This window comes from Enterococcus sp. C76 (assembly GCF_040886985.1).
GTDB lineage: Bacteria > Bacillota > Bacilli > Lactobacillales > Enterococcaceae > Enterococcus_B > Enterococcus_B lactis.
On record NZ_JBFOEY010000001.1, the window covers coordinates 267625 to 293943 of the forward strand.

Annotated in this window: 28 protein-coding genes, 1 tRNA gene and 2 pseudogenes; 22 read left to right on the forward strand and 9 right to left on the reverse strand. The window is 38.2% G+C overall.

Annotated elements, in window-relative coordinates:
- The first annotated feature begins 46 nt into the window (after positions 1-46).
- Genes AB3I00_RS01340 through ybaK form a run of 3 tightly spaced genes read left to right on the forward strand, consistent with a single transcriptional unit; the run spans position 47 to position 2507 of the window.
- Entirely contained in the window at positions 47-1225 is a 1179-nt protein-coding gene (locus AB3I00_RS01340) for a class I SAM-dependent rRNA methyltransferase (RefSeq protein ID WP_010718171.1), read from the forward strand.
- A 15-nt stretch (positions 1226-1240) separates the two neighbouring features.
- On the forward strand, positions 1241-1999 hold the full coding sequence (aroD, locus tag AB3I00_RS01345) for a type I 3-dehydroquinate dehydratase (protein ID WP_368024652.1): 759 nt from the start codon (positions 1241-1243) through the stop codon (positions 1997-1999).
- Positions 2000-2021: 22 nt separating this feature from the next.
- Complete coding sequence (ybaK, locus tag AB3I00_RS01350) at positions 2022-2507, forward strand: Cys-tRNA(Pro) deacylase (protein ID WP_104764032.1); 486 nt, start codon at positions 2022-2024, stop codon at positions 2505-2507.
- A 70-nt stretch (positions 2508-2577) separates the two neighbouring features.
- Here the strand turns inward: ybaK and AB3I00_RS01355 are convergent, their stop codons facing one another.
- Entirely contained in the window at positions 2578-3831 is a 1254-nt protein-coding gene (locus AB3I00_RS01355) for an NAD(P)/FAD-dependent oxidoreductase (RefSeq protein ID WP_002335831.1), read from the reverse strand.
- Positions 3832-3947: 116 nt separating this feature from the next.
- On the opposite strand from AB3I00_RS01355, the gene gdhA reads away from it, so the two are divergent.
- Both gdhA and AB3I00_RS01365 read left to right on the forward strand, forming a co-directional pair.
- Positions 3948-5297, forward strand: a complete 1350-nt coding sequence (gdhA, locus tag AB3I00_RS01360; protein ID WP_368024653.1) for an NADP-specific glutamate dehydrogenase — start codon at positions 3948-3950, stop codon at positions 5295-5297.
- Between the two features lie 111 nt (positions 5298-5408).
- Positions 5409-6755: a glucose-6-phosphate isomerase gene (locus tag AB3I00_RS01365; protein WP_002290415.1), complete on the forward strand. Its 1347-nt coding sequence runs from the start codon at positions 5409-5411 to the stop codon at positions 6753-6755.
- Between the two features lie 305 nt (positions 6756-7060).
- On the opposite strand, the gene AB3I00_RS01370 is transcribed toward AB3I00_RS01365, so the two are convergent.
- Together AB3I00_RS01370 and AB3I00_RS01375 are read right to left on the reverse strand one after the other, a co-directional pair.
- Complete coding sequence (locus tag AB3I00_RS01370; protein WP_086285909.1) at positions 7061-7447, reverse strand: YxeA family protein; 387 nt, start codon at positions 7445-7447, stop codon at positions 7061-7063.
- Positions 7448-7714: 267 nt separating this feature from the next.
- The gene (locus AB3I00_RS01375) at positions 7715-7864 is read right to left on the reverse strand and encodes a hypothetical protein (protein WP_174130772.1); all 150 of its coding nucleotides are present in this window, start codon (positions 7862-7864) and stop codon (positions 7715-7717) included.
- A gap of 437 nt (positions 7865-8301) precedes the next feature.
- On the opposite strand from AB3I00_RS01375, the gene AB3I00_RS01380 reads away from it, so the two are divergent.
- Positions 8302-8514, forward strand: coding sequence for a hypothetical protein (locus tag AB3I00_RS01380; RefSeq protein WP_002329372.1), 213 nt, complete (start codon positions 8302-8304; stop codon positions 8512-8514).
- Positions 8515-8791: 277 nt separating this feature from the next.
- Here AB3I00_RS01380 and AB3I00_RS01385 read toward each other — a convergent pair whose 3' ends face one another.
- Complete coding sequence (locus AB3I00_RS01385; protein WP_002338854.1) at positions 8792-10591, reverse strand: glycerophosphoryl diester phosphodiesterase membrane domain-containing protein; 1800 nt, start codon at positions 10589-10591, stop codon at positions 8792-8794.
- Between the two features lie 126 nt (positions 10592-10717).
- Positions 10718-11314, reverse strand: a complete 597-nt coding sequence (locus tag AB3I00_RS01390) for a TVP38/TMEM64 family protein (RefSeq protein WP_002329369.1) — start codon at positions 11312-11314, stop codon at positions 10718-10720.
- A gap of 369 nt (positions 11315-11683) precedes the next feature.
- Here AB3I00_RS01390 and AB3I00_RS01395 point away from each other — a divergent pair, with 369 nt between their 5' ends.
- Together AB3I00_RS01395 and AB3I00_RS01400 are read left to right on the forward strand one after the other, a co-directional pair.
- Positions 11684-12028: a carboxymuconolactone decarboxylase family protein gene (locus AB3I00_RS01395; RefSeq protein ID WP_002338853.1), complete on the forward strand. Its 345-nt coding sequence runs from the start codon at positions 11684-11686 to the stop codon at positions 12026-12028.
- The gene (locus tag AB3I00_RS01400; RefSeq protein ID WP_002338852.1) at positions 12029-12448 is read left to right on the forward strand and encodes a cupin domain-containing protein; all 420 of its coding nucleotides are present in this window, start codon (positions 12029-12031) and stop codon (positions 12446-12448) included. It begins immediately after the preceding gene.
- A gap of 89 nt (positions 12449-12537) precedes the next feature.
- Here AB3I00_RS01400 and AB3I00_RS01405 read toward each other — a convergent pair whose 3' ends face one another.
- On the reverse strand, positions 12538-12891 hold the full coding sequence (locus AB3I00_RS01405) for a hypothetical protein (RefSeq protein WP_002338851.1): 354 nt from the start codon (positions 12889-12891) through the stop codon (positions 12538-12540).
- A complete protein-coding gene (locus AB3I00_RS01410; RefSeq protein WP_368024654.1) occupies positions 12857-14188 on the reverse strand; it encodes a DUF1576 domain-containing protein in 1332 nt (443 codons plus the stop codon). The genes AB3I00_RS01405 and AB3I00_RS01410 overlap by 35 nt, the downstream gene beginning before the upstream one ends.
- A 255-nt stretch (positions 14189-14443) precedes the next feature.
- On the opposite strand from AB3I00_RS01410, the gene AB3I00_RS01415 reads away from it, so the two are divergent.
- The 4 genes and pseudogenes from AB3I00_RS01415 to asnB all read left to right on the forward strand — a co-directional run bounded on the left by AB3I00_RS01415 (position 14444) and on the right by asnB (position 17789).
- Positions 14444-15010, forward strand: a complete 567-nt coding sequence (locus AB3I00_RS01415; RefSeq protein ID WP_002308856.1) for a TetR/AcrR family transcriptional regulator — start codon at positions 14444-14446, stop codon at positions 15008-15010.
- Between the two features lie 143 nt (positions 15011-15153).
- Positions 15154-15241, forward strand: a tRNA-Ser gene (locus AB3I00_RS01420).
- 195 nt (positions 15242-15436) lie between these two features.
- Positions 15437-15550: pseudogene (locus AB3I00_RS01425) on the forward strand (linear amide C-N hydrolase); the annotation flags it as partial.
- Between the two features lie 343 nt (positions 15551-15893).
- Complete coding sequence (gene asnB, locus AB3I00_RS01430) at positions 15894-17789, forward strand: asparagine synthase (glutamine-hydrolyzing) (RefSeq protein WP_098041591.1); 1896 nt, start codon at positions 15894-15896, stop codon at positions 17787-17789.
- Between the two features lie 80 nt (positions 17790-17869).
- Here asnB and AB3I00_RS01435 read toward each other — a convergent pair whose 3' ends face one another.
- A complete protein-coding gene (locus tag AB3I00_RS01435) occupies positions 17870-18316 on the reverse strand; it encodes a DUF2188 domain-containing protein (RefSeq protein ID WP_002329361.1) in 447 nt (148 codons plus the stop codon).
- Between the two features lie 227 nt (positions 18317-18543).
- Between AB3I00_RS01435 and rpmG the strand changes: the two genes are divergently transcribed.
- Both rpmG and AB3I00_RS01445 read left to right on the forward strand, forming a co-directional pair.
- Positions 18544-18693 (forward strand): 50S ribosomal protein L33, encoded by a 150-nt coding sequence (rpmG, locus tag AB3I00_RS01440; RefSeq protein WP_002296119.1) that lies wholly within the window; start codon positions 18544-18546, stop codon positions 18691-18693.
- 87 nt (positions 18694-18780) lie between these two features.
- Positions 18781-19299 (forward strand): dihydrofolate reductase, encoded by a 519-nt coding sequence (locus AB3I00_RS01445; protein WP_070770088.1) that lies wholly within the window; start codon positions 18781-18783, stop codon positions 19297-19299.
- Positions 19300-19371: 72 nt separating this feature from the next.
- Here AB3I00_RS01445 and AB3I00_RS01450 read toward each other — a convergent pair whose 3' ends face one another.
- On the reverse strand, positions 19372-20328 hold the full coding sequence (locus AB3I00_RS01450; RefSeq protein WP_002338846.1) for an ABC transporter substrate-binding protein: 957 nt from the start codon (positions 20326-20328) through the stop codon (positions 19372-19374).
- 165 nt (positions 20329-20493) lie between these two features.
- Here AB3I00_RS01450 and AB3I00_RS01455 point away from each other — a divergent pair, with 165 nt between their 5' ends.
- The 8 genes and pseudogenes from AB3I00_RS01455 to AB3I00_RS01490 all read left to right on the forward strand — a co-directional run bounded on the left by AB3I00_RS01455 (position 20494) and on the right by AB3I00_RS01490 (position 26289).
- The gene (locus AB3I00_RS01455) at positions 20494-21300 is read left to right on the forward strand and encodes an ABC transporter ATP-binding protein (RefSeq protein WP_002314789.1); all 807 of its coding nucleotides are present in this window, start codon (positions 20494-20496) and stop codon (positions 21298-21300) included.
- A pseudogene (locus AB3I00_RS01460) lies at positions 21297-22286 on the forward strand (FecCD family ABC transporter permease). Before AB3I00_RS01455 ends, AB3I00_RS01460 begins: the two are co-directional and overlap by 4 nt.
- On the forward strand, positions 22283-23287 hold the full coding sequence (locus AB3I00_RS01465) for a FecCD family ABC transporter permease (RefSeq protein ID WP_368024655.1): 1005 nt from the start codon (positions 22283-22285) through the stop codon (positions 23285-23287). The pseudogene AB3I00_RS01460 and the gene AB3I00_RS01465 overlap by 4 nt, the downstream one beginning before the upstream one ends.
- A gap of 133 nt (positions 23288-23420) precedes the next feature.
- Positions 23421-23963 carry a 5-formyltetrahydrofolate cyclo-ligase gene (locus AB3I00_RS01470; RefSeq protein WP_010718150.1) on the forward strand — a complete coding sequence of 181 codons (543 nt, stop codon included), beginning with the start codon at positions 23421-23423 and terminating at the stop codon, positions 23961-23963.
- A 19-nt stretch (positions 23964-23982) separates the two neighbouring features.
- Positions 23983-24681, forward strand: a complete 699-nt coding sequence (locus AB3I00_RS01475; protein WP_002338841.1) for a rhomboid family intramembrane serine protease — start codon at positions 23983-23985, stop codon at positions 24679-24681.
- A 20-nt stretch (positions 24682-24701) separates the two neighbouring features.
- Positions 24702-24914 (forward strand): YqgQ family protein, encoded by a 213-nt coding sequence (locus AB3I00_RS01480; protein WP_002293902.1) that lies wholly within the window; start codon positions 24702-24704, stop codon positions 24912-24914.
- On the forward strand, positions 24914-25876 hold the full coding sequence (locus AB3I00_RS01485) for an ROK family glucokinase (protein ID WP_002308870.1): 963 nt from the start codon (positions 24914-24916) through the stop codon (positions 25874-25876). Before AB3I00_RS01480 ends, AB3I00_RS01485 begins: the two co-directional genes overlap by 1 nt.
- A 17-nt stretch (positions 25877-25893) precedes the next feature.
- Positions 25894-26289, forward strand: a complete 396-nt coding sequence (locus AB3I00_RS01490) for a rhodanese-like domain-containing protein (RefSeq protein WP_002308872.1) — start codon at positions 25894-25896, stop codon at positions 26287-26289.
- Positions 26290-26319 lie beyond the last annotated feature (30 nt).

Sequence of the window (26319 nt, forward strand, 5' to 3'; positions counted from 1 at the left end):
TGTTTTTTGTTATACTTGAGAAGAGAAAGCTAAAGCAGGTGAAGGAATGAAAGTACAAGTAAAAAAAAGAGCAAGCAGTCGATTGAAAAAAGGATATCCATTGATCCAAAAAGAAGACCTTGCACATCCCCAAAAAGAAACCACGCAATGGGTGGAATTAGTTGATCCGCAAAACCAATTTATCGCAAAAGGATATCTAGGAAAGCAGAATAAAGGGATCGGGTGGGTATTGAGCCAGCAGGATATCCCATTTGATCAATCATTTTTTGAAGAACTTTTTGTGAAGTCAAAAGAAAAAAGAACTTTCTTTTTTTCAGATGATTCTACTACCGCTTTTCGTATATTCAATGGAGAAGGAGACGGGATCGGCGGTCTGATTATTGATTATTATGCAGGTTATGCTGTTTTTTCTTGGTATAACGAGACGTTATATACACATCGTGAATTATTGATTCAAGCTTTTCGTGAAATCTATCCGGAAACCATCGGCGGATATGAGAAAATTCGTTTTGAATCAGTGAATCTGCCTGAGAGCCAGTTCATTTACGGAAAAGAGGCACCGGAGCCCTTGGTCGTAAAAGAAAACGGAGTAAAATTTGCCGTTTATTTGAATGAAGGATTAATGACTGGTATCTTTCTAGACCAAAAAGAAGTACGGGGATCATTAGCAGAAGGTTTCGCTTCTGGGAAAACAGTTTTGAATATGTTTAGTTATACCGGCGCCTTTTCTGTTGCTGCCGCAATGGGAGGGGCAATCGAAACGACAAGTGTCGATCTAGCAAAACGCAGTTTGAAAAAAACACAGGAACAGTTTGAAGTGAATGGCCTGGATGTCGATCAGCAAAAAATCATTGTTATGGACGTATTCGAGTACTTCAAATACGCAAAAAGAAAACAATTTTTATATGACATGATTGTATTGGATCCACCAAGTTTTGCCAGAAACAAGAAAAAAGTCTTTCGCGTAGCAAAAGATTATGGGGAACTGATCAAGGATAGTCTGGATATTTTAGCAGAAGATGGGATACTTATTGCGTCTACAAATGCTGCGAATGTCTCGATCGAACAATTCCAAACAATGATCGAAGAGGAATTCCATGCCAAGAATGTTTCTTTTGAACAACTTGCTTTATATCGTCTGCCAAAAGATTTCCAGACGACGGATACCTTTTTAGAAGGCAATTATCTGAAAGTGTTTGTTTATCAAATTAAAAATAACCATTAGAAGGAGCGATACAGAGTGGTTCGGATAAAGGGATTGAATATAGGAAGCGGTAGACCAAAGATTTGTGCGCCTCTTATCGGAGCCGTCCGAGAGGAAGTATTACGTGAAGCAGTTCTTGCACGTGAAGCAGGGGCCGACTTAGTAGAATGGCGAGTCGATCATTATCGTAAGGTTTTTTCTTTTGATGAAGTTGCAGAAACATTGGTTCTTATCCATGAGATGCTTGATGGATTGCCGTTATTATTTACGTTCCGTACCTTAGCTGAAGGCGGAGAACAAGACATATCGATCCGTCAGTATCGCGATCTTTATGAACATGTGATACACACTGGATTAGTAGATATGGTCGATATCGAGTTGTTCAAAGTTGAAAGTTTAGGGAAAGGACTGATAGAGGAAATCAAATCTTTAGATATCCCTTTGATCATCAGTAGTCATGATTTTAAAGAAACACCAGCTGACCCTGTCTTGCTTTACCGACTGAATGTCATGGAACATTTTGGCGCTGATATCGGAAAGTTGGCAGTGACTCCCAACAATGAACGAGATGTTTTGCGGTTGATGGAGTTGACTAGACGGGCAAATGCTTTTGTCTCCATGCCTATCATTACGATGTCTATGGGCGATCTGGGAAAAATTTCTCGTCTGGCTGGCGGAACGACAGGCTCCGTCATGACGTTTGGTTCCTTAAACAGTGATTCTGTTTCTGCTCCAGGACAATTACCGGTCAAAGCATTGAAGCAAATTATCCAATTATTAAATGAACCGTTGTAGAACAAGTTTGAGGTGATATTTTTTGGCAAAGAAAAAAATAGTAAAAACGAATGCGATCCGTATGGTCGAACAAAAAAAGATTCCCTATACAGAACACGAATATGAATGGGACGAAAACCACCTAAGTGCGTCCTCTGTCGCCGAACAGCTCCCAGAGAGCCAATCTCGTATATTTAAAACACTGGTTGCTGTGGGCAATGTGACGGGGCCTCTTGTTGCTGTGATACCAGGAGAAGCCGAATTGAATCTAAAAAAATTAGCAAAAGTTTCAGGGAATAAAAAAGTAGAAATGCTTCATTTGAAAGATTTGGAAGCAACGACCGGATACATACGTGGTGGCTGCTCGCCTATAGGAATGAAAAAACTATTTCCTACTTATTTAGATCAAATCGCAGAAAACTATGATAAAATCATTGTATCAGCTGGCAGAAGAGGGCTGCAGATGGAATTAGCTCCTCAAGATATCTGTGCATTAACGAGCGGACAATTTGCAGATATAAAACAATAAATCATACGTATAAAAGAAAGAAGGAGGCCGGGATGTTGTTTGCCCAGTCTCCTTCTTTCTTTTTTATACATTATGCTCTTTGCCCAGCATTCATTCCTGCTACATGTCCTGTAGCGAAAGCCGCTGTGATATTAAAGCCGCCAGTATAACCATTGACATCCAGTAATTCTCCGGCAAAATACAGACCATCAATGATTTTACTCTCCAACGTTTTAGGATGAATTTCCTTTAGAGAAACCCCTCCGCCAGTTACAAATGATTTCTCAATAGGAAAAGTCTTGTTGATTGATAGCTTAAACTCTTTGCATAATTGAACGAAATCTTGAATTTGTTTTTGAGAGGCTTGTTGTCCTGTTAGGCTGTCCATTTCAAGCCGCTCAAGAAAGAAAACCAACAATCGCTCAGGTAATAGACCGTGCCAAGCATTTACTAAGTTCTTTTTGGTGGCTTTACTTTTTTCTGTCAATAAATGAATAAGCTCTTGTTTGGTTTGTGTAGGGAAACAATCCAGAGAAAGGGTCACTGGTTCTCCCGTTTTCTCTAATTCTTTATTGACAAAACTTGAACAACGCAGTGCAGCCGGACCAGAAATACCGAAATGGGTGAAAAGCAAATCCATCGTATGTTCAGTCAATACACGGCCTTTTTTATTTAGAACACGTAAAGTGATGTCCTGTAAAGAAAGCCCTTGAAGTGTTTTCTCTTGAATATACGGTTCATCCGATATCAAGGGGGACTCTGTCGCATAAAGAGGCGTCACCGTGTGACCTACTCGCTTCACGATCTTGTACCCATCTCCAGTAGAACCAGTAGAGGGATAAGTCCGACCACCAGTCGTTAAGATAACGGCAGGAGCATGGAACTCTTCGAATTCCGTGCGTATACCGTAAATTTTATGTTCTTTGTGGATCAATTTCTCTACTCGAGTAGAGAATAGGATCGTCACATCTAGTTCTTTCAGACGATTAAGTAATGCTTCGATAATCGTTTTTGATTTATTTGTCACAGGAAACATCCGTCCATGATCCTCTTCTTTTAAATGTACGCCTTGTGATTCAAAGAAGTTCATGATATCGAAATTATTCCATTGCGCAAATGTACTATATAAAAACTTTCCATTTCCAGGAATATGTGCGATTAAATCATCAACAGGACGATTATTCGTGACGTTGCACCGACCACCACCTGTCATCAGTAGTTTTTTCCCTGCTTTTTTGTTTTTTTCAATCAAAAGTACGCGTGCGCCTTGTTCAGCTGCACTGATCGCTGCCATCATCCCGCTTGTTCCAGCGCCGACTACGATCACATCATACAGTTTTTCCATTCCCTCACCTCAAGGAAAGTGTAGCATATTTGAAGAAAGAAAACAGAAAAAAATGTTTTGAGCCAAAAGAGAAAATGAGCTAAAATGAGGGAAGATAAGCAAAGGAGCGTGGAACGATGACAAACGCAACAGAATATGTTCAAGCAATTCAAGAAAAGCTACATCAAAAGGATCAAGGACAAGAAGAATTTTTACAAGCAATCGATGAATTTATGCCCACAGTAATGTCTTTTTTGGACACTCATCCCGAATATATCGAAAAGAATATTTTAGAACTTTTAACAGAACCAGAAAGAATTATTCAATTTCGAGTACCTTGGCAAGATGATAAAGGAAACTGGCGAGTAAATAGAGGCTATCGTATCCAATACAATTCAGCTATCGGCCCTTATAAAGGTGGATTACGCTTCCATCCCAGTGTCAACCTAAGTATCTTAAAATTTTTGGCTTTTGAACAGATTTTCAAGAATAGTTTAACTGGTCTGCCAATCGGTGGAGGAAAAGGTGGGAGTGATTTCGATCCTAAAGGGAAATCTGATAATGAAATCATGCGTTTTTGTCAAAGTTTCATGTTGGAATTGTCAAAACATATCGGGCCATCGATTGATGTTCCTGCGGGAGATATCGGTGTAGGAGCTAGAGAAATCGGCTATTTGTTCGGCGAATATAAACGATTGAAAAAATATGATACTGGTGTGTTGACAGGTAAACCTCTGGATTTTTGGGGAAGCAAGATACGTACGGAAGCGACTGGTTATGGATTAGTGTATTATGTCAAACATCTATTGAACGAAGAAAAAGATTCATTTGATCAAAAAACAGTTTTTGTTTCCGGAAGCGGGAATGTAGCCATTTATGCAATCGAAAAAGTGCAAGAACTAGGTGGAAAAGTGGTTACATGTTCAGATTCCAACGGGTACATCTATGATCCAGAAGGAATAGATGTGAAACTATTGAAAGAAGTCAAAGAAATCAAGCGCCAACGTTTAACAGAATACGCGAACCAACGTCCTTCTGCTGTTTATCATGCTGGAGAATCTGTTTGGACATTGAAAGAAAAGGCGGATATCGCTTTGCCATGTGCCACTCAAAACGAAATAGACGAAAGCTTGGCTGAAATCTTAGTAGAAAATGGGATCAAAATCGTAGCAGAAGGCGCTAATATGCCATGTACAGTAAAAGCTGTTTCTGTTCTTCATGAAGCAGGCGTGTGGTATTGTCCAGGAAAAGCTGCTAATGCTGGAGGTGTGGCAGTATCTGCTTTAGAAATGAGTCAGAACGCCCAGCGATTGACTTGGGAAAGAGAACAAGTGGATGAGCAGCTGGATCAAATCATGGAAAAGATTTACCATACGTGTCGCCAAACAGCCGCTGAGTATGGTGATGAAAAGAACTTGCTTCTTGGAGCAAATGTTGCTGGATTTGAAAAAGTTGCCAAAGCAATGGCAGCAGAAGGTTTAGTTTAAAAAATGAAACTTTCTTGGAAATATTGTCAGCATTTTGTTTATTTGCTTGAAAAATAATAAAAAAAAACGTAAAGTATTACCTGTAGAGTAAACCTATAAGGAGGAGAACAAATGGCACACATTCATTTTGACTATTCAAAAGTAGCACCGTTTGTCAATGAACATGAGTTAGGGTACATGCAAAGCCAAGTAACAGCAGCCCACAACGAATTACGGGAAGGAACTGGTGCAGGAAGCGACTTCCGCGGCTGGATCGATTTACCAACGAACTATGACAAAGAAGAATTTGCACGTATCAAAGAAGCAGCTAAAAAAATCCAATCTGATTCTGAAGTATTAGTTGTTATCGGTATCGGTGGTTCTTATTTAGGCGCTCGTGCAGCGATCGACTTCTTGAATCACACATTCTTCAATCTATTAGATAGCGACACACGCAAAGCACCACAAATCTTCTTTGCCGGAAATTCAATCAGTTCAACATATATCGCTGATTTGATCGAAGTAATCGGTGATCGCGACTTTTCAGTAAACGTTATTTCAAAATCTGGAACAACTACTGAACCAGCGATTGCTTTCCGTGTATTCAAAGAGCTTCTTGTTAAGAAATACGGACAAGAAGAAGCAAACAAACGTATCTACGCTACAACAGATAAAGCAAAAGGTGCAGTTAAAGTAGAAGCAGATGCAGAAGGTTGGGAAACTTTCGTGATTCCTGATGACATCGGCGGACGTTTCTCTGTATTAACGGCTGTTGGTTTGTTACCAATCGCTGTTAGTGGAGCAGATATTGACGCATTGATGCAAGGAGCTGCTGATGCAAGCAAAGCTTATTCAAGCGACAAACTAGAAGAAAACGAAGCTTACCAATACGCAGCAATGCGCAACATTCTTTACCGTAAAGGCAAAGTAACTGAGTTGTTGATCAATTATGAACCAGGAATGCAATACTTCTCAGAATGGTGGAAGCAATTGTATGGCGAATCTGAAGGAAAAGACCAAAAAGGCATCTATCCTTCAAGCGCAAACTTCTCAACTGATTTGCACTCTTTAGGACAATTCATCCAAGAAGGACGCCGCAACATTTTTGAAACAGTTGTGAAAGTTGAAAAACCTCGTAAATCAATCACGATTCCTGAACAAGCAGAAGACTTAGACGGTCTAGGCTACTTGCAAGGAAAAGAAGTGGACTTCGTAAATACAAAAGCATTTGAAGGAACATTGCTTGCTCATACAGACGGTGACGTACCTAACTTGCTAGTCAAAATTCCAGAAATGGATGCTTACACATTGGGTTACACAATGTACTTCTTTGAAATTGCTGTAGGTATTTCAGGTTACTTGAATGGAATCAACCCATTCGACCAACCAGGTGTAGAAGCTTACAAGAAAAACATGTTCGCACTTCTAGGCAAACCAGGCTTTGAAGACCTTGCCAAAGAATTAAACGAACGCCTGTAAGATAAGGGTTTCTAGGTAGTTTTTATAAATTAGTACCCAAAACATGTTGGCTTTAAAATGGAAACTGGAACCCATTTAGGTACTTAACACATATTAGCACCGTTTATTCGGAAAAAGGGGGCTGTGACAAGAATTTTGTCACAGCCCCTTGTTTGTATGGGAATCGATTCATTGCCTTGTTCTTTGGTTAAGGACTGGAAAAACAGGAAAGTGACTTCGAAGACCAATTCTATTTTTTTGTTTTCTAAAATCGACAAACAAAAAAGCACTCAAATCGAGTGCTTTTTTGCGATATTTTCTTAATCTTAAGATAGCCCTAATTTGTCTTTTACAGATGAAGGTACTTTATCGCTAGTGATTACTTTTTTCTCTATAATTCGCTTTTCGCTTGCTTTCAACTGCAAGATTGTTCCTTCGGGATAGGCAGAACCATTAGCAGAGTCGCCAGAAGTGATGACATCAAAATCCAATTGTCTTTTTTCACCGTTTTCAGCGTACGCATCTACGTTATATTTAAACCCTTTTCCAATTACTTCTCCATTATCTGCTTTAATATCAGTTTCTGCAGGCATCGGTGCTTTGATTACTGCATAATAATCTTTTCCTACATAAGTAGACTGATAGTAGTCCCAGCCTTTCCATCCTATAAAAGCAATCAATATGATAACGATCAACCCTAAAATTTTTTTCATGAAAGATCTCCTTTTTTATTTTTATTATATTAAATATTATACAGATAATAACGGAATATTATCATCGAAACAGCTAACAAAATTGTCATAAAAAACGAGATGGTTGATATTAGAACTTGTGTTTTTGTTTAGGTCTAGAGATAAAGAGATACAATTTCCAAATATATGTAATGAATACAAAAAGACGTCTGTCGCGGATCACCGTTACAAACGTCTTTTATTGATTTTCCGAGATCTCATCAGTCGCCATTTGGAATGGGTCACTCCTTATCTAGATTCATTTAATGCTCGGACTGCTTGTTCAATTGTAATACCAAACGCAACGTTATTTTCGTTTTGTACATCAATCGCCATAAAACGGTTAGAAGTTGTATCAAAGGCTACGCGGTATTGCATATTTGTTTTTGTAAACGTCATAAAATTCATCTCCTTTGTAATGTAATTCAGTTCTTGAAAGTTTCCTTTAAACTTTCGAACCTATAACAAGTTTAGCATCGTCCGTTTTTTCATGCAATTAAAAAGCATTTATCACTTTTCTTGTTTACTTTTTCTTAAATCAATTAGCTGTTTTCTTTCAAGCCAATAAGTAGTCCAACCATCAACGTTACAAAGACTATTGCTTGGATATAGATCATATGCTCACCCCCTGTAAATAATTTAGCAGGATAATGAAAAGAACACACGAACAACATAGGAATATAAACAAACGTTTTTGTCACAACATCTAGAATTATGATAAGAAAATAGTTATCTAAAAAGTAAAAATAAAAATAAAAAAGCAAAATAAAACGTTTTCAAATGGAGGGAGATTTGTTATTATAAAATAAAGAAAAACAAAGAAAAGAGGGAATGAAATGGTAAAAGCGGAAGTAGGAAGAACTTATATATGCAAACCGATCGGCGTATCTCACGAACTAATCGGCTGTATTGAACGTACATATAACAACACGGCTGTCGTGTATGTTGAAAGTTATGACCAACGAGACCATCCAATCATCCATGAAAGCAAGTACCGCATGCTCGTAAAATTCTGTGATATTAGTGCACCTGCTGAATTGGTTTCTTAAACAGTATTTTTGAGAATTCGCAAGAACTCCCTTATAATATAAATAAAGACAGAAGGGAGCGAGAAGATATGCCAAAAAGAAAAAGTTCAGGGAAAATGGGAATTATTCTTGCAGTGATCTCTGCAATTCCTGCTATTTTAGCTATTGTTCGTGCGATGAAGGAATCAAGAGAAAGTTAAGGACACGTTATGAATGTCAAACAAAAAACGCATATACCTGCGGTAACAGGTTATGCGTTTTTTGTTGTATAAAGGCTTATTTCATCAACTATTTTTGATTAGCCAACACCCAAAACAAAATTTAGTAGCTTGTCTGAATAAGTGATTTCTTCATCTGTTTGTTTCACACTTTCATTTAGTAGTCCCATCTCATCGGTTATGATACCATCCACACCATAAAACATCATGCGACTCATAGCATCTGAATCGTTGATTGTCCATACATATACTTTTTTTCCATCTTGATGGGCAGAATTAATGAAGTTACGATTGATCGTACTATACTCCATTGTCAAAAAATCAGCAGGCGTTACGGGTGGTCCAACGATATTGAAAGGCAAGATATAGCCCACATAGAAGTTTGGTTCTGCTTCTTTTAAATCAGAAACAGTTTGATACGTCAAACTTTGCAAAATATGATGATTCTCTAAGATCGCTTTGCGGTATTTCTGAACAAATCGTTCGACCAGGTCATCCGAATCTTTTTTAGAGGTCTTGATCTCAATAAGTAATTTTTGGTTCAATTCCTGCGCTTTTTCTAAATAAGAATCAAAAGAACACACAGGGGCTTGGAACCCATTTTCAGTAACCGTAAGATTTGTCAATTCTTTCAATGTCAAATCCTGTGGTGTTCGATTTACCCCTGTTAAGTGACGAAGATTTGCATCATGCATCACTACGAAACGGCCATCTTTTGTTTCCTGCACATCCATCTCTATATAATCAGGATGATAGTCTCTGCTTGTTTTTTCAAGTGCTTCTAAAGTATTTTGCGCCCCATTTTGCGTACTTACACCTCTGTGAGATACAGTCACTGGTTTTGTCTGAACTGCCGAAGTCAGATAATCCATATTGTAAAGACAAACGCCAATACCGAAAAAAACTGCAAAAAGGGTCAAACCAGTGTTTTTCAGCGCAGATAAACGCACGTTGGGTGTTTGAGGCGTAAACCACTTGGGAATCTCTGGTAAGAAACCTTCGTCATCCATGAAATCAACGATGATATAAAAAATTCCTACAGTAGACATCACGATATTGAATAATAAAATTCCTTGTAAAAGCGTCATCGCAAATACAGCGCTGATCAATGCGTAATTCGGGAAAAATTCTTCAACAACACTTTGTGCCAAAATAACAACGATATATCCTAAAGAAGAAAGAAGTAAAATCGTACCGCCAATCACAATAAATTGCCCCATGATGGCAAAAAGACGTGATTTGGTCAGCAACCAGCTTTCTCGAATGGATGCTCGAAAAGGTCGATCTCGTAAAATCATTTCAGGTAAAGCGAAAATCAAACGAATCCCAATATAGCCAAGAAAAATGTAAACGAGTAAAAAGGAACTGACGACGATCCAGCGGTTAGCAAAAATAAAATCCATGATAAAAGCAGGAATTTTTATTTTTGACAGTAAATCAGAATTGAAACTTAACCCACTGATCGGTAGAATCAATAAAAAATAAGCAAGAAAAAACAAAAAAGTAATAGGTCTCACTTTTTTCAGTTGAAGTATCGTCAAGTGCAAGAGCTGCTTTAAAGAAACCGGTTCTTTCTTTTTAATAAAAAAGACGCTCATCAGAAGAAATGCAAATTCGAAATAAACCAATAGTAAAATCGTCAGTAAAACGGCGATTAACGACAGCAGAACTCCAGGATGCTGAGAGAAAATCAAAGGAATATTGTCATAAGACAAATAGTCAATTGCTCCTCGGTGCAAAATAAAACGAGTCGTACTGCTCAATAAGGGTAAACAAATAAATAAAATAAAGCCATGCATCAGCAAGACATCACGGAAATAAGCTTGTGTCCCTTTCAAAAAATCCCACGCGTTGCCTAAGCTACGTTTCAAATAATTCATCCTATCACCTACTTTCACATTGTAGCGCAAATCCAATGAAAAAGGAAAGGGCGCAATGTATCTTGCAGACCCTTTCCCAGAATTAACATTGGTAATCAATCAATAACTGATTTTGCAAAATAAATATTAACCAAGCAGACCACTTAGATATTGTCCTCCATAAATCAAAGCCATACTGTATAAGAAAATCGATAGTGGTTTAGCAATCAAAATAATCAGTGTATATCGTTTCACTGAAATGTTTGTCAATCCAGCCATCAAACATAACGCATCATCCGGAGCAACCGGAAGAAAAATAGCTAGAGCAAACAGCTTTTCAAAGCGGTTTTGATTGTCTAACCAGCCAATATATTTGTTATAGGTCTTATCGCTGATCATGGAAAGAATGAATGGTTTTCCGTAACGTCTTCCTAGAAGAAAGATAATAATCGAACCAATACAGATTCCAACATAATTGTAAATAAAGCCAGCATAAGGACCAAATATCAGGACACCCGCTGCAGTGCTGATTCCTCCAGGAATGATTGGAATAACCACTTGCAAGATTTGGATGAAGATAAAAATGACCGGACCTAGAATGATCGAATCACCTACTAATCCTCTTAAAGCATTCAAATCTTTGAAAACACCTAAATTAATAAAATAAATCGTCAGCGCGATTGATAGACCTAATCCGATAATAGAAATGAAATTTATCAGTTTTCGAGAAGCAGCAATATTCATTATTCATCAACTCCTTAGAGGTTCTTTGATATCTATACTTTACTAGAAAAGCAACTGTCTGCGCCACTTTTTAAGATGACAGCAAACAAACAATTTTGTAAGTTCATCATACGTTCATTATAAGTATAAAAGAATAATCTCAAAAAAACATCCAACTAAAGACTTATTTAATCTCTTGTTTTTTCAAAAATAGAAAAAAGATAGAAAACGTTAACAATTATGCTTGGAAAGCATACTGATGGAATAAACTAAGCATTGGACAGGTTAAAAAATGGGGCTTAAAATAAAATGCGAAGAAACAATAGATAATGATGTAATTAAGAACAATGTTCGAATCACCTAGCAATCACGGACGGAGGAAATAAAAAAATGGCAGAAAAACAAACCGCAGGAAGAGATCAATTGGGGGAGTTTGCACCAAAATTTGCAGAATTGAATGACGATGTTTTATTTGGACAAGTATGGTCAAGAGAAGAATTATCTCCTCATCAGCGTAGTATCATCACCCTATCTGCTTTGATCTCAGGAGGGAATTTTGAACAATTGCCAGCTCATCTGAAAATTGGCAAGCAAAATGGCATTACTAGTGAAGAAATAGCAGAAATCATTACCCATTTAGCTTTTTATGTAGGGTGGCCAAAAGCTTGGTCGGCTTTTAGTTTAGCAAAAGAAATCTATCTAGAAGAAAATAGAGAAGATAAGAAAGAGGCGTAAATGATGACAAAACACGAAGAAATACAAAAAGGCGTGATTTTTCCAGCAGGTAAAAAAAACGAAGCATACGCTCAAGTATTTACCGGGCAAAGCTATCTGAATATGTTAGTAAACGATCCCGAAGTTTCTGTTGGTGTAGGGAATGTAACTTTTGAACCAGGCTGTCGCAATCACTGGCATGTCCATACAGACGGCTATCAAATCTTACTTGTGACCGGAGGAGAAGGCTGGTATCAGGAAGAAGGAAAGCCAGCAAGACGATTAATGGCTGGAGATGTCGTCGTAACGCACAAAGGGATCAAACATTGGCATGGTGCGACAAAAGACAGTTGGTTTGAACATTTGGCGATCACTGCTGGTAATTCAGAGTTTTTAGAACCTGTAACAGATGAACTATACGAAGGATTGGAAAATCAATAATATCAAGCTTAGAACAGCTCCTAAAAGTAGATTTTTAATCGAACTTTCAGGAGCTGTTTTAGGTGGATGAAGCTGTTTTGTAAAATAGGTTAATAATAGGGGCGAGGAGAAGCACGCCGGAAAATCTTGATATTGATAATCGGCTGGGCATACATGATTTCCACATCGTCAATCAAACTACCTAGCAGATGATAATCTTCCCGATCATGTCGAGGATTACCTAATAGCTCCTGATAGTAGATTTCCATGCTAGGGTCTCGAGGATTGTTCAGCAAATCAGCAAGTACATCTAGATCTTCTGGCTGAGTTTCTGTTGTGCCCTGTATTTCTATGAAAAGTCCCTCCTCAGCAAATTCTACGCCAATACGTATTTCAGTTATTTCGTGGGAATATAGATAAGTAAGAAGCTCATCGATGATTCTTTTTGATAATTCTTTTTCCAAGTGTCTTTTTTTCCTTTCTGACAGCGGTAAAGTTATCTAGTATCGGTACAAGGATACCTGCAACGAATCCAGTTGAAAAACCACTGTTATATAAATTGAGTCCTCCGTGCAAAGTGCTGACGTTATGGACAAGAGCAATATGTAACATACCAGCTATTACACCGTAAAAACTGCCGTAAAAACCGCTTATGGGCGCGAGGCCTGTCCCAAACACAGCGGCAACGAGCATGCCGGTGCTGGTGATCTCATGAAACGTCCCAAACAAAGAAGCAAGAAAGATTCCGACTAGTATCGGAAAACTGTTTTTCAAATAACAACCAAAAGCACTGAAACCAACCGCAGATAAAATAGCACCGATGACAGGACCATTTAACTTACCACCAACCAGCAAAACATAAGAAGAAAGCATTAGACCAACTAGCCCCATGTTGATCAAAGTAGCACCGATACCAGAATTAGCAATGAAATCAGTTGTCAGTTTTCCAGATGAATCGAAAATCTCTCGAATACCCGAAAGTCGAAAGGAATTATAATAGAAACCAAAACCGACTGTCAGCAAAAAAAAGCCGAAAATGATCCAGACGAGAGGGGAATGGTATTCATTGGAAACCAATGTATTCTCGACGATCGAGTAGCTGAACAATCGCAAAACAGCAGTAAAAGCCATGGCAATCAAGCCTGAGGTAAATCCAATATTATAAAGCGTGAACCCGCGATGGAAAACTAAAGTTTGAGCAGCTAATGGCGGAAGAAGAAGACCAATTGCTATACCGGCCAAATTGCCCAGCAGAACACCTACTAGCAAAGGAAATCGCATACCGAAAGTAATGTAGCTAACGACCGGCGACAATGCGCTGCCGAACAGTCCTATCATAATATACTGAGAAAAAGGTTTATTGACAAATACAGCATACAAGTATACACCTAAAATGATCGAGATCGAATTATAAAGGTTTTTGCCAAAAAAAGAAAAACCGGTAACTGTTAAAATCGAAGCGAATAAGGGGCCATTCAAAATCACCTTTTGCCGGTAAGCCAAAAGCACAGAAAGTAAGGTCAAGATCCCAACGTTTATAAATGCGCTTCCAAAACCACCCAAAGCAAAATAATCTGTCAGAAGATTGCTTGGCGAGGTAAGAATAGTCAGTAGTCCACTCCAATTAGCAGCAGGTGTACCAGAAACTAAGCCAATAAAAAGAAAAAAAGCACCTGTAAAACTAAGATAAAAATATTTTCTTTTCTGTGAAACGATTCTTTTTTGAGGATGAATATAAATAACGTCAGTTTCGTTTTCCATTACACACCTTCTTTTTCGTTTTCTTTAACTATAACTTGAAATGAAAGATTTGGTCAACTATCATTTAGGTTAAAACTAAAAATGTAAGGGAACCCAGTGAATTTAACCAAATTTTTTTAATTTTGCAAAAAAAGTTAAAGAAGACTGAGAAAAAAATTTAAAATATAACGTTTTGAGTAAAATGTTTGCAAAAAATACTAAAAATAGGGTACAATAAAACAACATATACTGCAGTAAAGAAGTGGGGGAGTTTTAATGAGAAGAAAAGTCTATACCAAGGATCAAATTCTAAAAGCTGCTTATGATGTTGTTGCAAAGGAAGGGTTTAAAGGATTTACTGCGAGAAACATTGCGAAAAAGATGGGGATTTCGACTCAGCCAATTTATCTGGAATTCAAAAACATGGAAGATTTGAAAAATACGTTATTGGATTCAATCTTTGAACAACTAAAAGAAGATGTTTTCCCTATTGAGCGCACGGGTGATAAAATCATTGATCTCGGTTTGAACTATATCTACTTTGCAAAGAAACATCATAGTCTTTACATGGCATTGTACATTGATGAACATGGGGACGGAAAGAAAATGCATGATTTTTCTTACAACTATTTCCGTGAAATAGTCAAAGAAGATGAAAGATACAATCAATTATCGGATGATTATATCGATGCCTTGCATACTGGTACATGGGTAGCGGTGACTGGCTTAGCATCATTGATGTCATCAAACATCATGCATCCAACAGAAGAACAAATCATCGCACTGATCAAACGGACAATTGACTCGATTTTAGCACTAGATAATCCTGAAACAATCAGATAGTGTTCTATCATTATGAATTTGATCGGTAAGTCCGTTGGCTGTAAACTGTCAATGGACTTTTTTTGTAAAAAAACGGTTTCTGTTATTTATCTGTTAGAAATAGGCTTGACATTTCGTGGAAAAAGTTTAAAAATAGTACTTACGGAAGGTTGGCAGAGTGGTAATGCACCGGACTCGAAATCCGGCGAACCGGCTAATACCGGCGCGCAGGTTCAAATCCTGTACCTTCCTTATATATCAACGATTAGACACGATTTCGATCGTGTCTTTTTTGTTGTATGTTTAGCCCAAAATATTTTTTGATTTCCTCTGAGTACGATCTTTCATACATGCTAGGAAATAAATCTCCTTGGACTTTTCTTTTGATATAAAAATACCAGATGTAAGATAAAAGTGTAAAAACGATTTGGTTTAGGGGGAAAAGCGATGTGCACCGCGATCACTTATGCAACGAAAGACCATTATTTTGGAAGGAACTTTGATTATAAGATTTCTTATAATGAAGTAGTTACTATCATTCCAAGAAATTATAATTTCAATTCAACTATGTCAATGAGAGAATGAATAGATCTGTTTGGCTGCATATTTTCTTATATAGTCATAATTAGACACGATCTTTCGGTCGTGTCTTTTTATCTGGAGGCTATTTTTTGAACAGCATCCACTAATATTTTTTTAACACGAAGAGAATAAGATAGCCTCAAAAAAGAAAACATGGTAAATTAGATATCGGGACTTTATTTTCTGTAAAAACAGAAACTTTCATCTATTGTTTTCACGTGACGAAACTGTAAGAGAGAAAATATTCGTCCGCTATTTATTCTATGTTAAGATGCATATGGATGAAATAAACAGTAATTTTATATTAGGATGTGAAAGTTAAATGTGCGGTATTGTAGGTTTTGTTAACGACAAGGACAACAAAAAAACAATTATTAATACAATGATGGATCGAATCGTTCACCGTGGACCTAATAGTTCAGGTGAATATATCGATAAACACGTTGCTTTAGGATTCAGAAGATTAAGTATTATTGACTTAGAGGGCGGTACTCAGCCTATTTACAATGAAGATCGGACAAAGATCATTATTTTTAATGGCGAAATCTATAATTATCAGCCTTTGAGAGAAGAATTGATTGCAGCTGGTCACGTTTTTCAAACACATGCAGATACAGAAGTCCTTTTGCATGGTTACGAAGAATGGGGAACAGAATTATTGCAAAAAATCCGCGGAATGTTTGCTTTTGCTATTTGGGATAATGAAAAAAATGAGTTATTCGGTGCGAGAGACCATTTTGGGATCAAACCATACTATTATGCAGAAATGAACGGAACATTTATGTTTGGTTCAGAAATCAAAAGTTTTTTGCCTCATCCTGATTTTAATAAAGAATTGAATAAAGAAGCATTGAAACCTTATATGACTTTCCAATATTCTCCATTAAACGGTGAAACCTTCTTCAAAGGTGTCTATCGTTTGCCTGAAGGCCATTATTATACGTATAAAGACGGAAAACTGGATATTCAACAATATTGGGATGCAGATTTTGAAACAAAAGAAACACATTCCCGACAAGAATGGATCGAAAAAATCGACGAAACTGTTCAAGCTTCTATTGAAGCACATACAGTCAGCGATGTAGAAGTTGGTTCTTTCTTATCCAGCGGGGTCGATTCCAGTTATGTAACCTCTGTATTGAAACCAGATCATTCTTTCTCAATCGGGTTTGATGATAAAACCTATAATGAAGCGATTGAAGCCAGAAAACTAACAGAATTATTGGACTTAGACAATACGGCAGCTGTGATCGACGGAGACATGTCTTTTAAAGCATTCCCATTGATCCAGTATCACTTAGATGAACCAGACTCAAATCCTTCTTGCGTGCCGTTGTACTTTTTAGCAAATCTCGCTTCACAAAGTGTACGGGTGGTTCAATCAGGAGAAGGGGCAGATGAACTATTTGCGGGATACCAAACGTATGGATTCCACACGAATTCAAAATTTATCCGTGTGATTGCGCAAGGACTGAAAAAATTGCCAAAAGGGACACGCTATAATTTAGGACGTAAAATCGGAAAAATGAAAAATTTCCATGGACGTATCCATTTATATGAATCACTTGCGCCAGCAAAAGAATATTTTATCGGGCATGCTCGAGTGTTCGAAGAATCAGAAGCATCAGAAGTGTTGACGCCAAAATATCAAACAGCGCCATCTGTGAATGAGATCATGACTGTTCATTACGAGAAAACAGAAGGAATCAAAGATGAAGTCAATAAGATGCAATACGTTGATCTTCACCAATGGATGCCAAAAGATATTTTGTTGAAGGCAGATAAACTTTCTATGGCTAGTTCTCTAGAAGTCCGAGTACCTTTACTGGATATCGAAGTCATGAAATTGGCTCAACAAATACCAAGTAAGTTCTTGTTGAATCAAAACAACACAAAAGATATTTTCAGACAAGCTGCGAACAAACATCTTCCAGAAGAGTGGTCGAATCGGGTGAAATTAGGATTCCCTGTGCCAATCAAAGCTTGGTTGAAAGAAGAACACGGCTACGAACAAGTCAAAGCATTATTCGAAGCAGATTTTGCAAAAGAATTTTTTGATCAAGAAAAAATCATGAAGTTGCTAGATGACCATCACGAAGGACGTAAAGAAGAACAACGTAAAATCTGGACGATCTTCAGTTTCTTGACATGGTATAAAGTTTACTTTGTCGATGAAACGATTCCGCAAGCAGAAGCAATCGATTATGTGACTGTTTGATAAAAAAGAAACAACAATATGAGAAGAAGCATAGAAACATGTGAGATGATCTCCTTGTTTCTATGCTTCTTTTTAAGCGCTTAGTAACTGATTTCTTTTTCTTTTGTCCCATCTTTTTTATAGATGATCAAAGTTGATTGTTTGTTTTGAGCTACTTGCTTTCCTTTTTCGATTGCTTCTTTTTTTGTATCAAAATGGTTGCTTGCCTTTTTTGCCCCTTTAGATTTCACGATCCATTGTTCTTCCTCATATTCTACGATCACATCTGAATCAAGCAGTTTTCCGGCACGAGGATTCGTATCGTGTTCATCCGTCTTGCTTGGATTTTTTTCTTTTTCGAAGGTTCGTTTTTCTGATTCACTAGCATCTTCATCCCATTTTTTTGCTTGATCAATGGCAATTGGGATCGCACGGCTATCAGGGTACCCTTCATCCAACAGTGCATTTGCGATGTCGATTGCTTTTTTTCTTGTCAGTTTATCTAAGTTTTTCATTGATGCAGGAAAGTCCTTCATGTTCCATGGCATATTAATATCCCCCTTTATTAAAAAACATAATCTCTATAAACAAGTGTAAGGGTATTTATACAAAAAGAAAAAGATTTTGTTTGAGAAGTAAAACCGTTGTATTTATCGTCAAGTAGTTTTACTTAACAAAATCGTGAAAAACACTAGCAATCTAGAAAAAATCATGGTAAGATAATCAAGTCTGAGAGTCATCTTAGAGGATTCTTGTAAAAATGGGAGGGAAAAACATGCGCGTAAACATCACTTTAGAGTGTACTTCTTGTAAAGAACGTAACTACCTAACAAGCAAAAACAAACGTAACAATCCTGATCGTTTGGAAAAACAAAAATATTGCCCACGCGAACGCAAAGTTACTTTGCACCGTGAAACAAAATAATGTTTTTAAAGTTCTCAATTCCTTGCTGGTCAAAGAATTGAGACTTTTTTTATCTCAAACCATCTAAAATCATAAGGAGCGGATGATATGTTTATTTCAATGTGGGCACAAGATAGGAATGGTCTGATCGGCAAAAATGGATTGCTACCGTGGCGATTGCCAAATGACATGCGTTTTTTTCGTGAACATACAATGGATCGAATCTTAGTGATGGGAAGAAAGACCTATGAAGGAATGGGCGATCTCTCACTTCCTTATCGCCATATCATCGTGTTGACAACGCAACCGAACTTTCGCACGAAAGAAAATGCAGAAGTGATGCATTCAATCGATGAACTTTTGGCGTATAGTCAAACAATCTCAGAAGATATCTATGTTTCGGGTGGCAGTCGGATTTTTCAAGAACTTCTTCCTTACACCGGTCGAATCTGGCGGACATTGATTGATAGCACGTTTGAAGGAGATACGTATATTGGGGATATCGATTTTTCAGACTTCACTCTTATAGAGGAATACGAGGGAATAACGGATCAGGAAAATTTATATGCCCATCGTTTTCAAAAATGGGAAAGAGTAAAAAATAGGGTTGTTTCAAAAGAAGAATAATATCTGGTATTCAGTTTTTAATAATAAAAAAGCATCTCACGAATGAACGTGAAGATGCTTTTTTAGTTAAAATCAGTTTAGCTTTTCTTTGATATCATTGACCATTTCCTGACTGGCAATAGGTCCGTTATATAGCCAGCTAGATTCAGGGCCGAATTGCAGTACGTGATCGTCCTTCACTGCTTTGAGATTTTTCCAGCTTGGTTCATTGAACATAGCAGCATCTTTATCACTGTTCACAAGAATGATGTAATCAGCATCTAATTCAGCTAGTTTTTCCGAAGAAACAGCAGACCAGTCAGAAGTGGCTTCTTTGGACACTTCTTCTACTAAATCAGGCACACCAAATTTTAGATCGTCATATACGATTCTACCGCTTGACCGATTTTTGCTGACCATGAAGGCGGAGTTATTGGTCACCCATAACACTGCAGCTGTCTTGTTCTCAATTTTATCTGCTAATTCTTCGCGAGTGCTCTTGACGGATTTTTGATAATCGGAAATGACTTTTTCCGCTTCTTTTTCTTTTGCTAAAGCCTTGCCGACATCTTTTAGTTGTTCTTCCCATGTGACGTCTGTTCCGTTTTTTACGACATAAGTTGGCGCGATTTTACTATATTGCTCGTATTTCCCACCTTCGACAGTAGCGGAAGAAGAAATCAACAGCAAGTCAGGTTCGAAGCTTAATACTTTCTCGTAAGGAAGATCATAAGAAATAGTTGGAACATCTTTCAAATCATCTTGCAGATAATCTTGGATAGAACCACTGCCCACTGTCCATTGGGCGATAGGTTTTTCTCCTAGGGAAATCAGATAGTCTTCTAAGTAACTGCCGATGATCCGTTTAGGTGCGTTTGGAATGTCGACTTTATGTCCAAGCGTATCTGTGACTGTATGCGTGCTGGTGGATGAAGTCGTCGAATTGGTAGGTGTAGCTGTTTCTTTATCTGAAGAAGGGGAGCAAGCGCTCAATACTCCAGCCAACAGCAATATGCTAGATAATGTGAATACTTTTGTTTTTAAGTTCATTTCTTTCCTCCTGACATAATTGAGAATCTTTCTCATTGGTTATTATTCCTGATATTTCGAATGCTGTCAACCGCTTCATTTAGCTATAGCTATGAAAGTAGCGCTTGACGAAATAGTGAAACAGCGTCATAATTGAGAATGATTTTCAGCGAAAGGATGGGTGAAATGACGAGACTAAGGGCAGCTGATATTGCAGCCGGCTACGAAAATAAAAAAATTATTGAAAACATGTCTGTTACGATTCCTGAAGGGAAAATCACGAGCTTGATTGGACCAAACGGAAGTGGAAAATCTACTTTATTGAAAAGCTTTACCCGCATAATACCTGTGAAATCAGGAAAGATCATTGTCAATGATTCTGATATATCTACATACAGTTCAAAAGAACTTGCAAAAAAAATTGCTTTATTAGCACAAACTAGTGAACATCCTATAGGTATGACAGTAGAAGAAGTAGTATCTTACGGACGATATCCCTATCAAAAACTGTTTAGCGGTATGGATGCACAAGATCATGAAGCAATCGAGTGGGCTTTGGATGCAACAGGTTTGTCTGGATATCGCACGCGAGATATCGCAACGTTGTCTGGTGGACAAACCCAGCGTGTCTGGATTGCTATGGCACTTGCTCAGGAAACAGATATCTTGATCTTGGACGAGCCGACGACGTTTTTAGATCCGTCACACCAATTAGAGATCCTACAGTTATTGACTCAAATCAATCAAATAAAACAAACAACGATCTTGATGTCGATCCATGACATTAATCTTGCTTCACGTTTTTCTGATTATTTACTAGGAATGAAAAACGGTGAATTGATCACGGAAGGTACACCTGAAGAAGTGATCACAAAAGAGTGTATGAAAAAAATTTTTGAGATTGATGCAACGATCGTCACACTACCAAAAACGAATAAACCAGTTTTTCTAACGTATGATCTGTTGCCAAAAGAGCAGGAGGATCAACTATGAAGGCTAGGAAAAAAAACAAACTCTTGCTTTTGATCTGTTTTGTTCTTTTGATCATTTTTTTTATTGCTCTTTCAAATGGCGCAGCGAGTGTGGGAAAAATAGCCTTTTGGCAGGCGTTGGTTGATTTTGATGGATCAAAACAAAGTCATCAAATCATAAGAAACATTCATTTGCCTCGGGTTGCAGGGGCATTTCTCGTAGGGAGTTGTTTTGCATTGAGCGGTGCATTGATGCAAGGAGTGACAAGAAATCCTTTAGCAGATTCAGGTTTACTAGGAATCAACGCTGGTGCTTCGTTGGCAATGGCTCTTAGTTTTGCTTTTTGGCCCAAAGCTTCTGGCTTTTCTGTGTTTCTGGTGTCATTGGCAGGTTCTTTTGCTGTGACTTTACTCGTATTTGGCTTTTTGCAGTTTTCGAAAATGGGCATGAATCCTTTATAGCTGATTTTAGCTGGCGTAGCTATTAGTTCTTTTTTTACTGCAATCAGTCAAGCACTTACCCAATTTTTTAATCTACAGCAGGATCTTGCTTTTTGGTTTGTAGGTGGAGCTGCCAATATCACATGGAAACAATTAACAGTGTTGTTCCCTGTATATGTGCTTGCTGTCTTGGTTTCTTTTTCATTAGGAAAAGCGATATCCTTGATTAGTTTGAGTGAAACCCATGCATTAGCTCTTGGAGGTCATCCTAAACGAACACGGTTGATTGTTTTCTGTCTAGTTGCAGTGTTAGCAGCCATTGCCGTTTCGTTAGTCGGACCTGTTTCATTTATTGGGCTGTTGGTTCCGCCGATTGTTCGCGGAATGGTTGGGACAGACTATCGTTATGTCCTACCTGTCTCTTTTTTAGTTGGAGGCGGACTGGTCATGTTGGCGGATTTTGCAGCAAGGATGATCAATCCACCTTTTGAGACACCTTTTGGATTAGTCATCGCATTGATTGGCGTTCCGTTTTTACTGATACAAGTAAGGAGGGAACAACGGTGAAAAGAATATATTGGACGTTGTATTTCTTGCTTTTTCTACTTATCGTCTTGTCTGTAGGTAGTTTGATGATTGGTACGCCTTTTATTTATCTTGATCAGCTTTTTGACACGTTCATAGGGAAAGGCTCCTCTTCTTTGGCGCTGATTGTTGGAGAGTTTCGAGTTCCTCGATTACTGATCAGTTTATTAGCAGGTGCTTGTCTTGGCGTTTCTGGTTATATCCTGCAAGGAGTGACGAGAAATGAATTGGCAGATTCTAGCATATTGGGGATCAATGCGGGAGCTGGATTTCTAGTGATGCTTTATTTAGGTTTCTTTTCACAATATTCTCTGCCGTTTCTGTTGCTAGTCGTAGCCTTTATAGGTGGTATTCTCGCTGCTTGCTGTGTCTATCTTGCGGCCTATGATCGAAATGGATTTTTAGGGATGAATCGTATCTTATTGTCTGGTATTGCCGTTAATGCGGGTCTTTCTGCATTAACGTTGTTGTGCACCATCCAATTGTCAAAGGAAAATTATGGATTTGTCAATGCATGGTTGGCGGGATCGATTTGGGGTGCGAGCTGGTCCTATGTTTGGGCGCTTCTTCCATGGGCGATTATCTTGATTCCGCTAGGAGGATTTTATGCGCAGCGGATTGGCTTGCTATCATTTGGTCAAGAACGCGCGCAAGGATTAGGGCTAAATGTGGCTAAAAGTCAAAAAATCCTTTTGTTGTTAGCTGTTGCTTTAGCAAGCGGTAGCGTAGCGGTGACAGGGAGTTTATCCTTTGTAGGACTACTGGCTCCTCATGCTGCGAAGCTAGTCGTACGTAAAGAAAATCACTGGACCTTTATTCTAAGCAGTTTGTTTGGTTCCGTTTTTGTACTTAGCGCAGATATTGTTGCACGAGTGATTCTGCCAAGTGGGGAAATACCGACAGGGATTTTGATCGCCTTTTTTGGTGCGCCATATTTTCTGTATGTATTGTTTATCAGACAAAAACACGCGCTGAGCAGTTGAAGTTCATTAAAAGGCAAGAAGGCCGATCATTGTTAGGTCTTCTTTTTCTTTTATTTATACATTTATTTGAAAGTTCGATTGCTATTTTTCTTTTTTTCCTATACCATTTTATGAGAGAAGGAAGGGTGATTTTTTGGAGCAAATGAAAGAAAAATTACGCCGACAAGGAATCGAAAAGCTGAAAAATCTGGCCAAAAGCGGTAAGAAAAAGGACAAAGAACAGCGAATCTATGAACAGCTATTCGCAAGCGAGTACTGGAAGTCGGCACAAGTGATAGGGACGACTTTGTCAAATGAATTTGAGCTGGATACACAGCCGATTATCCAACGGGCGAAAAAAGAACAAAAGAAGATAGTTGTTCCTAAAACTTTACCAAAACGTCAGATGGCGTTTTATGAAATGGATGAACACACCGTTTTTGAACGTTCGAGTTTTGGCGTTCTCGAGCCACAATCAGAGAAGCTTTATTTGCCGGAAATGATCGACCTCCTCATTGTACCAGGGATTATCTACAATAGAGCCGGTTATCGAATTGGTTTTGGCGGTGGTTATTACGACCGGTATTTAAAAAATTTCCATCGAAAAACATGCAGCCTCGTTTTTCGAGAACAATTGAATGAACAATGGCAACCGGAAAGTTTTGATCAGAAGATCCAACAATTATTTATTGACTAAAATGAAATGGGAGGTTTTCATGAATTATCAACAGCAAATAAAAATGCGTGCATGGTTGAGGCGACCGTTATGGACCTATGCTTTTTTGGGGATACAGACAATAGTCTTCATTATAATGGAGTTGTTTCCGCGTCTTGAAATTCCTTATTATACTGGAATGTATGGTCCTTATCTTGTTCACTTCAATGAATGGTGGCGCTTAGTGACACCAATCTTCATCCATTTTGGAGTGATGCATTTCGTCATGAACTCACTGATATTGTATTTTATGGGGCAACAAATCGAGGCAATATACGGTCACTGGCGTTTTTTCCTGATCTATATGTTCAGCGGGATAATGGGAAATACAGCAAGTTTTGCTTTCAACGAAGCGAATGTTTTGTCTGGTGGTGCAAGCACTTCGATATTCGGATTGTTTGGTGCGTTGTTTATTTTAGGATTTCATTTTAAATATAATACGGCGATCCAACAACTAGTCAGACATTTTCTTTTATTTATTGCGATGACATTTGTTTTTGGTCTTCTTGACACCTCTGTAGATGTTTGGGGACATGTCGGCGGACTGGTGGGCGGTTTAGTATTAGGGAACATTTTAGGGCTACCGAAACAGCAGACAAGCTATTCGATACACCAGAAGATTCTTTCTACACTAGTTTTTGTATTTCTTTTTGTAATATGTATTTTACTGGGTTTAAAAAAATATGGTTTACTTGTATAATATGAAGGAAGTGCTTAAAGATGGAGAGCTTATATGATGTACAGCAGCTGTTCAAAAAATTTGGCATCTTTATCTATGTGGGTGCACGCATCTATGATATTGAATTGATGACTATTGAATTGCGGAATCTGTATGATAGCCGTTTGATCGATCATGATACATACATGACAGCGTGGCGCATATTAAAAAGAGAGCACCGAATTGAAGAAAGCCGAAAGAAAGGAAATTTGTAATGGACAAGAAAATTATTGGGATTGATTTAGGTGGAACAACAGCAAAATTTGCAATTTTAACACCAGAAGGAGAGATTCAACAAAAATGGAGCATCGATACCAATATTTTGGATGATGGCAAACATATCGTTCCTGAAATCATCGAATCAATCAACCATCGATTGAATTTATATAATATGAAAGCCGAAGACTTTATTGGAATCGGTATGGGTACTCCAGGAAGCGTGGACAGTGACGCTGGAACAGTTATTGGTGCATATAACTTGAACTGGACAGAAGTACAATTTGTAAAAAAACTGATTGAAGCAGGGACAGGAATCAAATTCGCTATCGATAATGATGCGAATGTGGCTGCTTTAGGTGAACGATGGAAAGGTGCTGGAGAAAACGATCCAGACGTTGTATTCGTTACTCTAGGAACAGGTGTTGGCGGTGGTATCGTTGCTGGCGGGAATTTGATCCATGGCGTGAGCGGAGCAGGCGGAGAGATCGGCCATATCACTGTGGATCCTGAAGGGTTCGAATGTACTTGCGGTAAACGCGGATGTTTAGAAACTGTATCTAGCGCTACTGGTGTGGTACGTCTAGGTCGTTACCTGGCAGAAGAATACGCAGGAGATTCAAAACTGAAAGCAATGTTAGATAACGGTGAAGAAGTAACAAGTAAAGATATCTTTGAAATGGCTCAAGAAGACGATCCGTTTGCATTGATGGTTGTTGATCGCGTATGCTTCTATTTAGGCTTAGCTTGCGCAAACTTGGGGAATACATTGAATCCGTCAAGTATTGTGTTAGGCGGCGGAGTATCGGCAGCAGGAGAATTTTTACGCAGCCGTGTAGAGAAATATTTTAAAGAATTCACTTTCCCACAAGTAAGAGAATCAACAAAAATCAAATTAGCAGAGCTTGGAAATGAAGCTGGTGTCATTGGCGCTGCCTCATTAGCCTTGAAATTTGCTTAAAAAAACGGAGGCATTACATGGTTTTATGGGTAATTAATATCATTTTGCTATTGATTGTGCTTGCAATCATCTTTTGGGAAGTCTATCTACGAGTAATGGCCAAGCGTTCAGCAACGACTTTGACAGAAGAAGAGTTTCGAGAAGGAATGAGAAAAGCACAAGTAATCGATGTTCGCGAAAAAGATGTGTTTGATGCAGGGCATATCTTAGGTGCAAGAAACATCCCTTACACTGTTTTGAAAGATTCACTAGGATCGATTCGAAAAGACCAACCTGTCTATATCTATGATCAAAAGAAAAGCTTGAGTATCCGCACGGCAAATAAATTACGTAAAGCAGGTTATAAAGAGATTTATTTGCTTAAGGGTGGATATGACGGCTGGTCTGGAAAAATCAAAAGCAAAAAAGTATAAAGCATATATTTTTATGACAGCTTTGGAAAA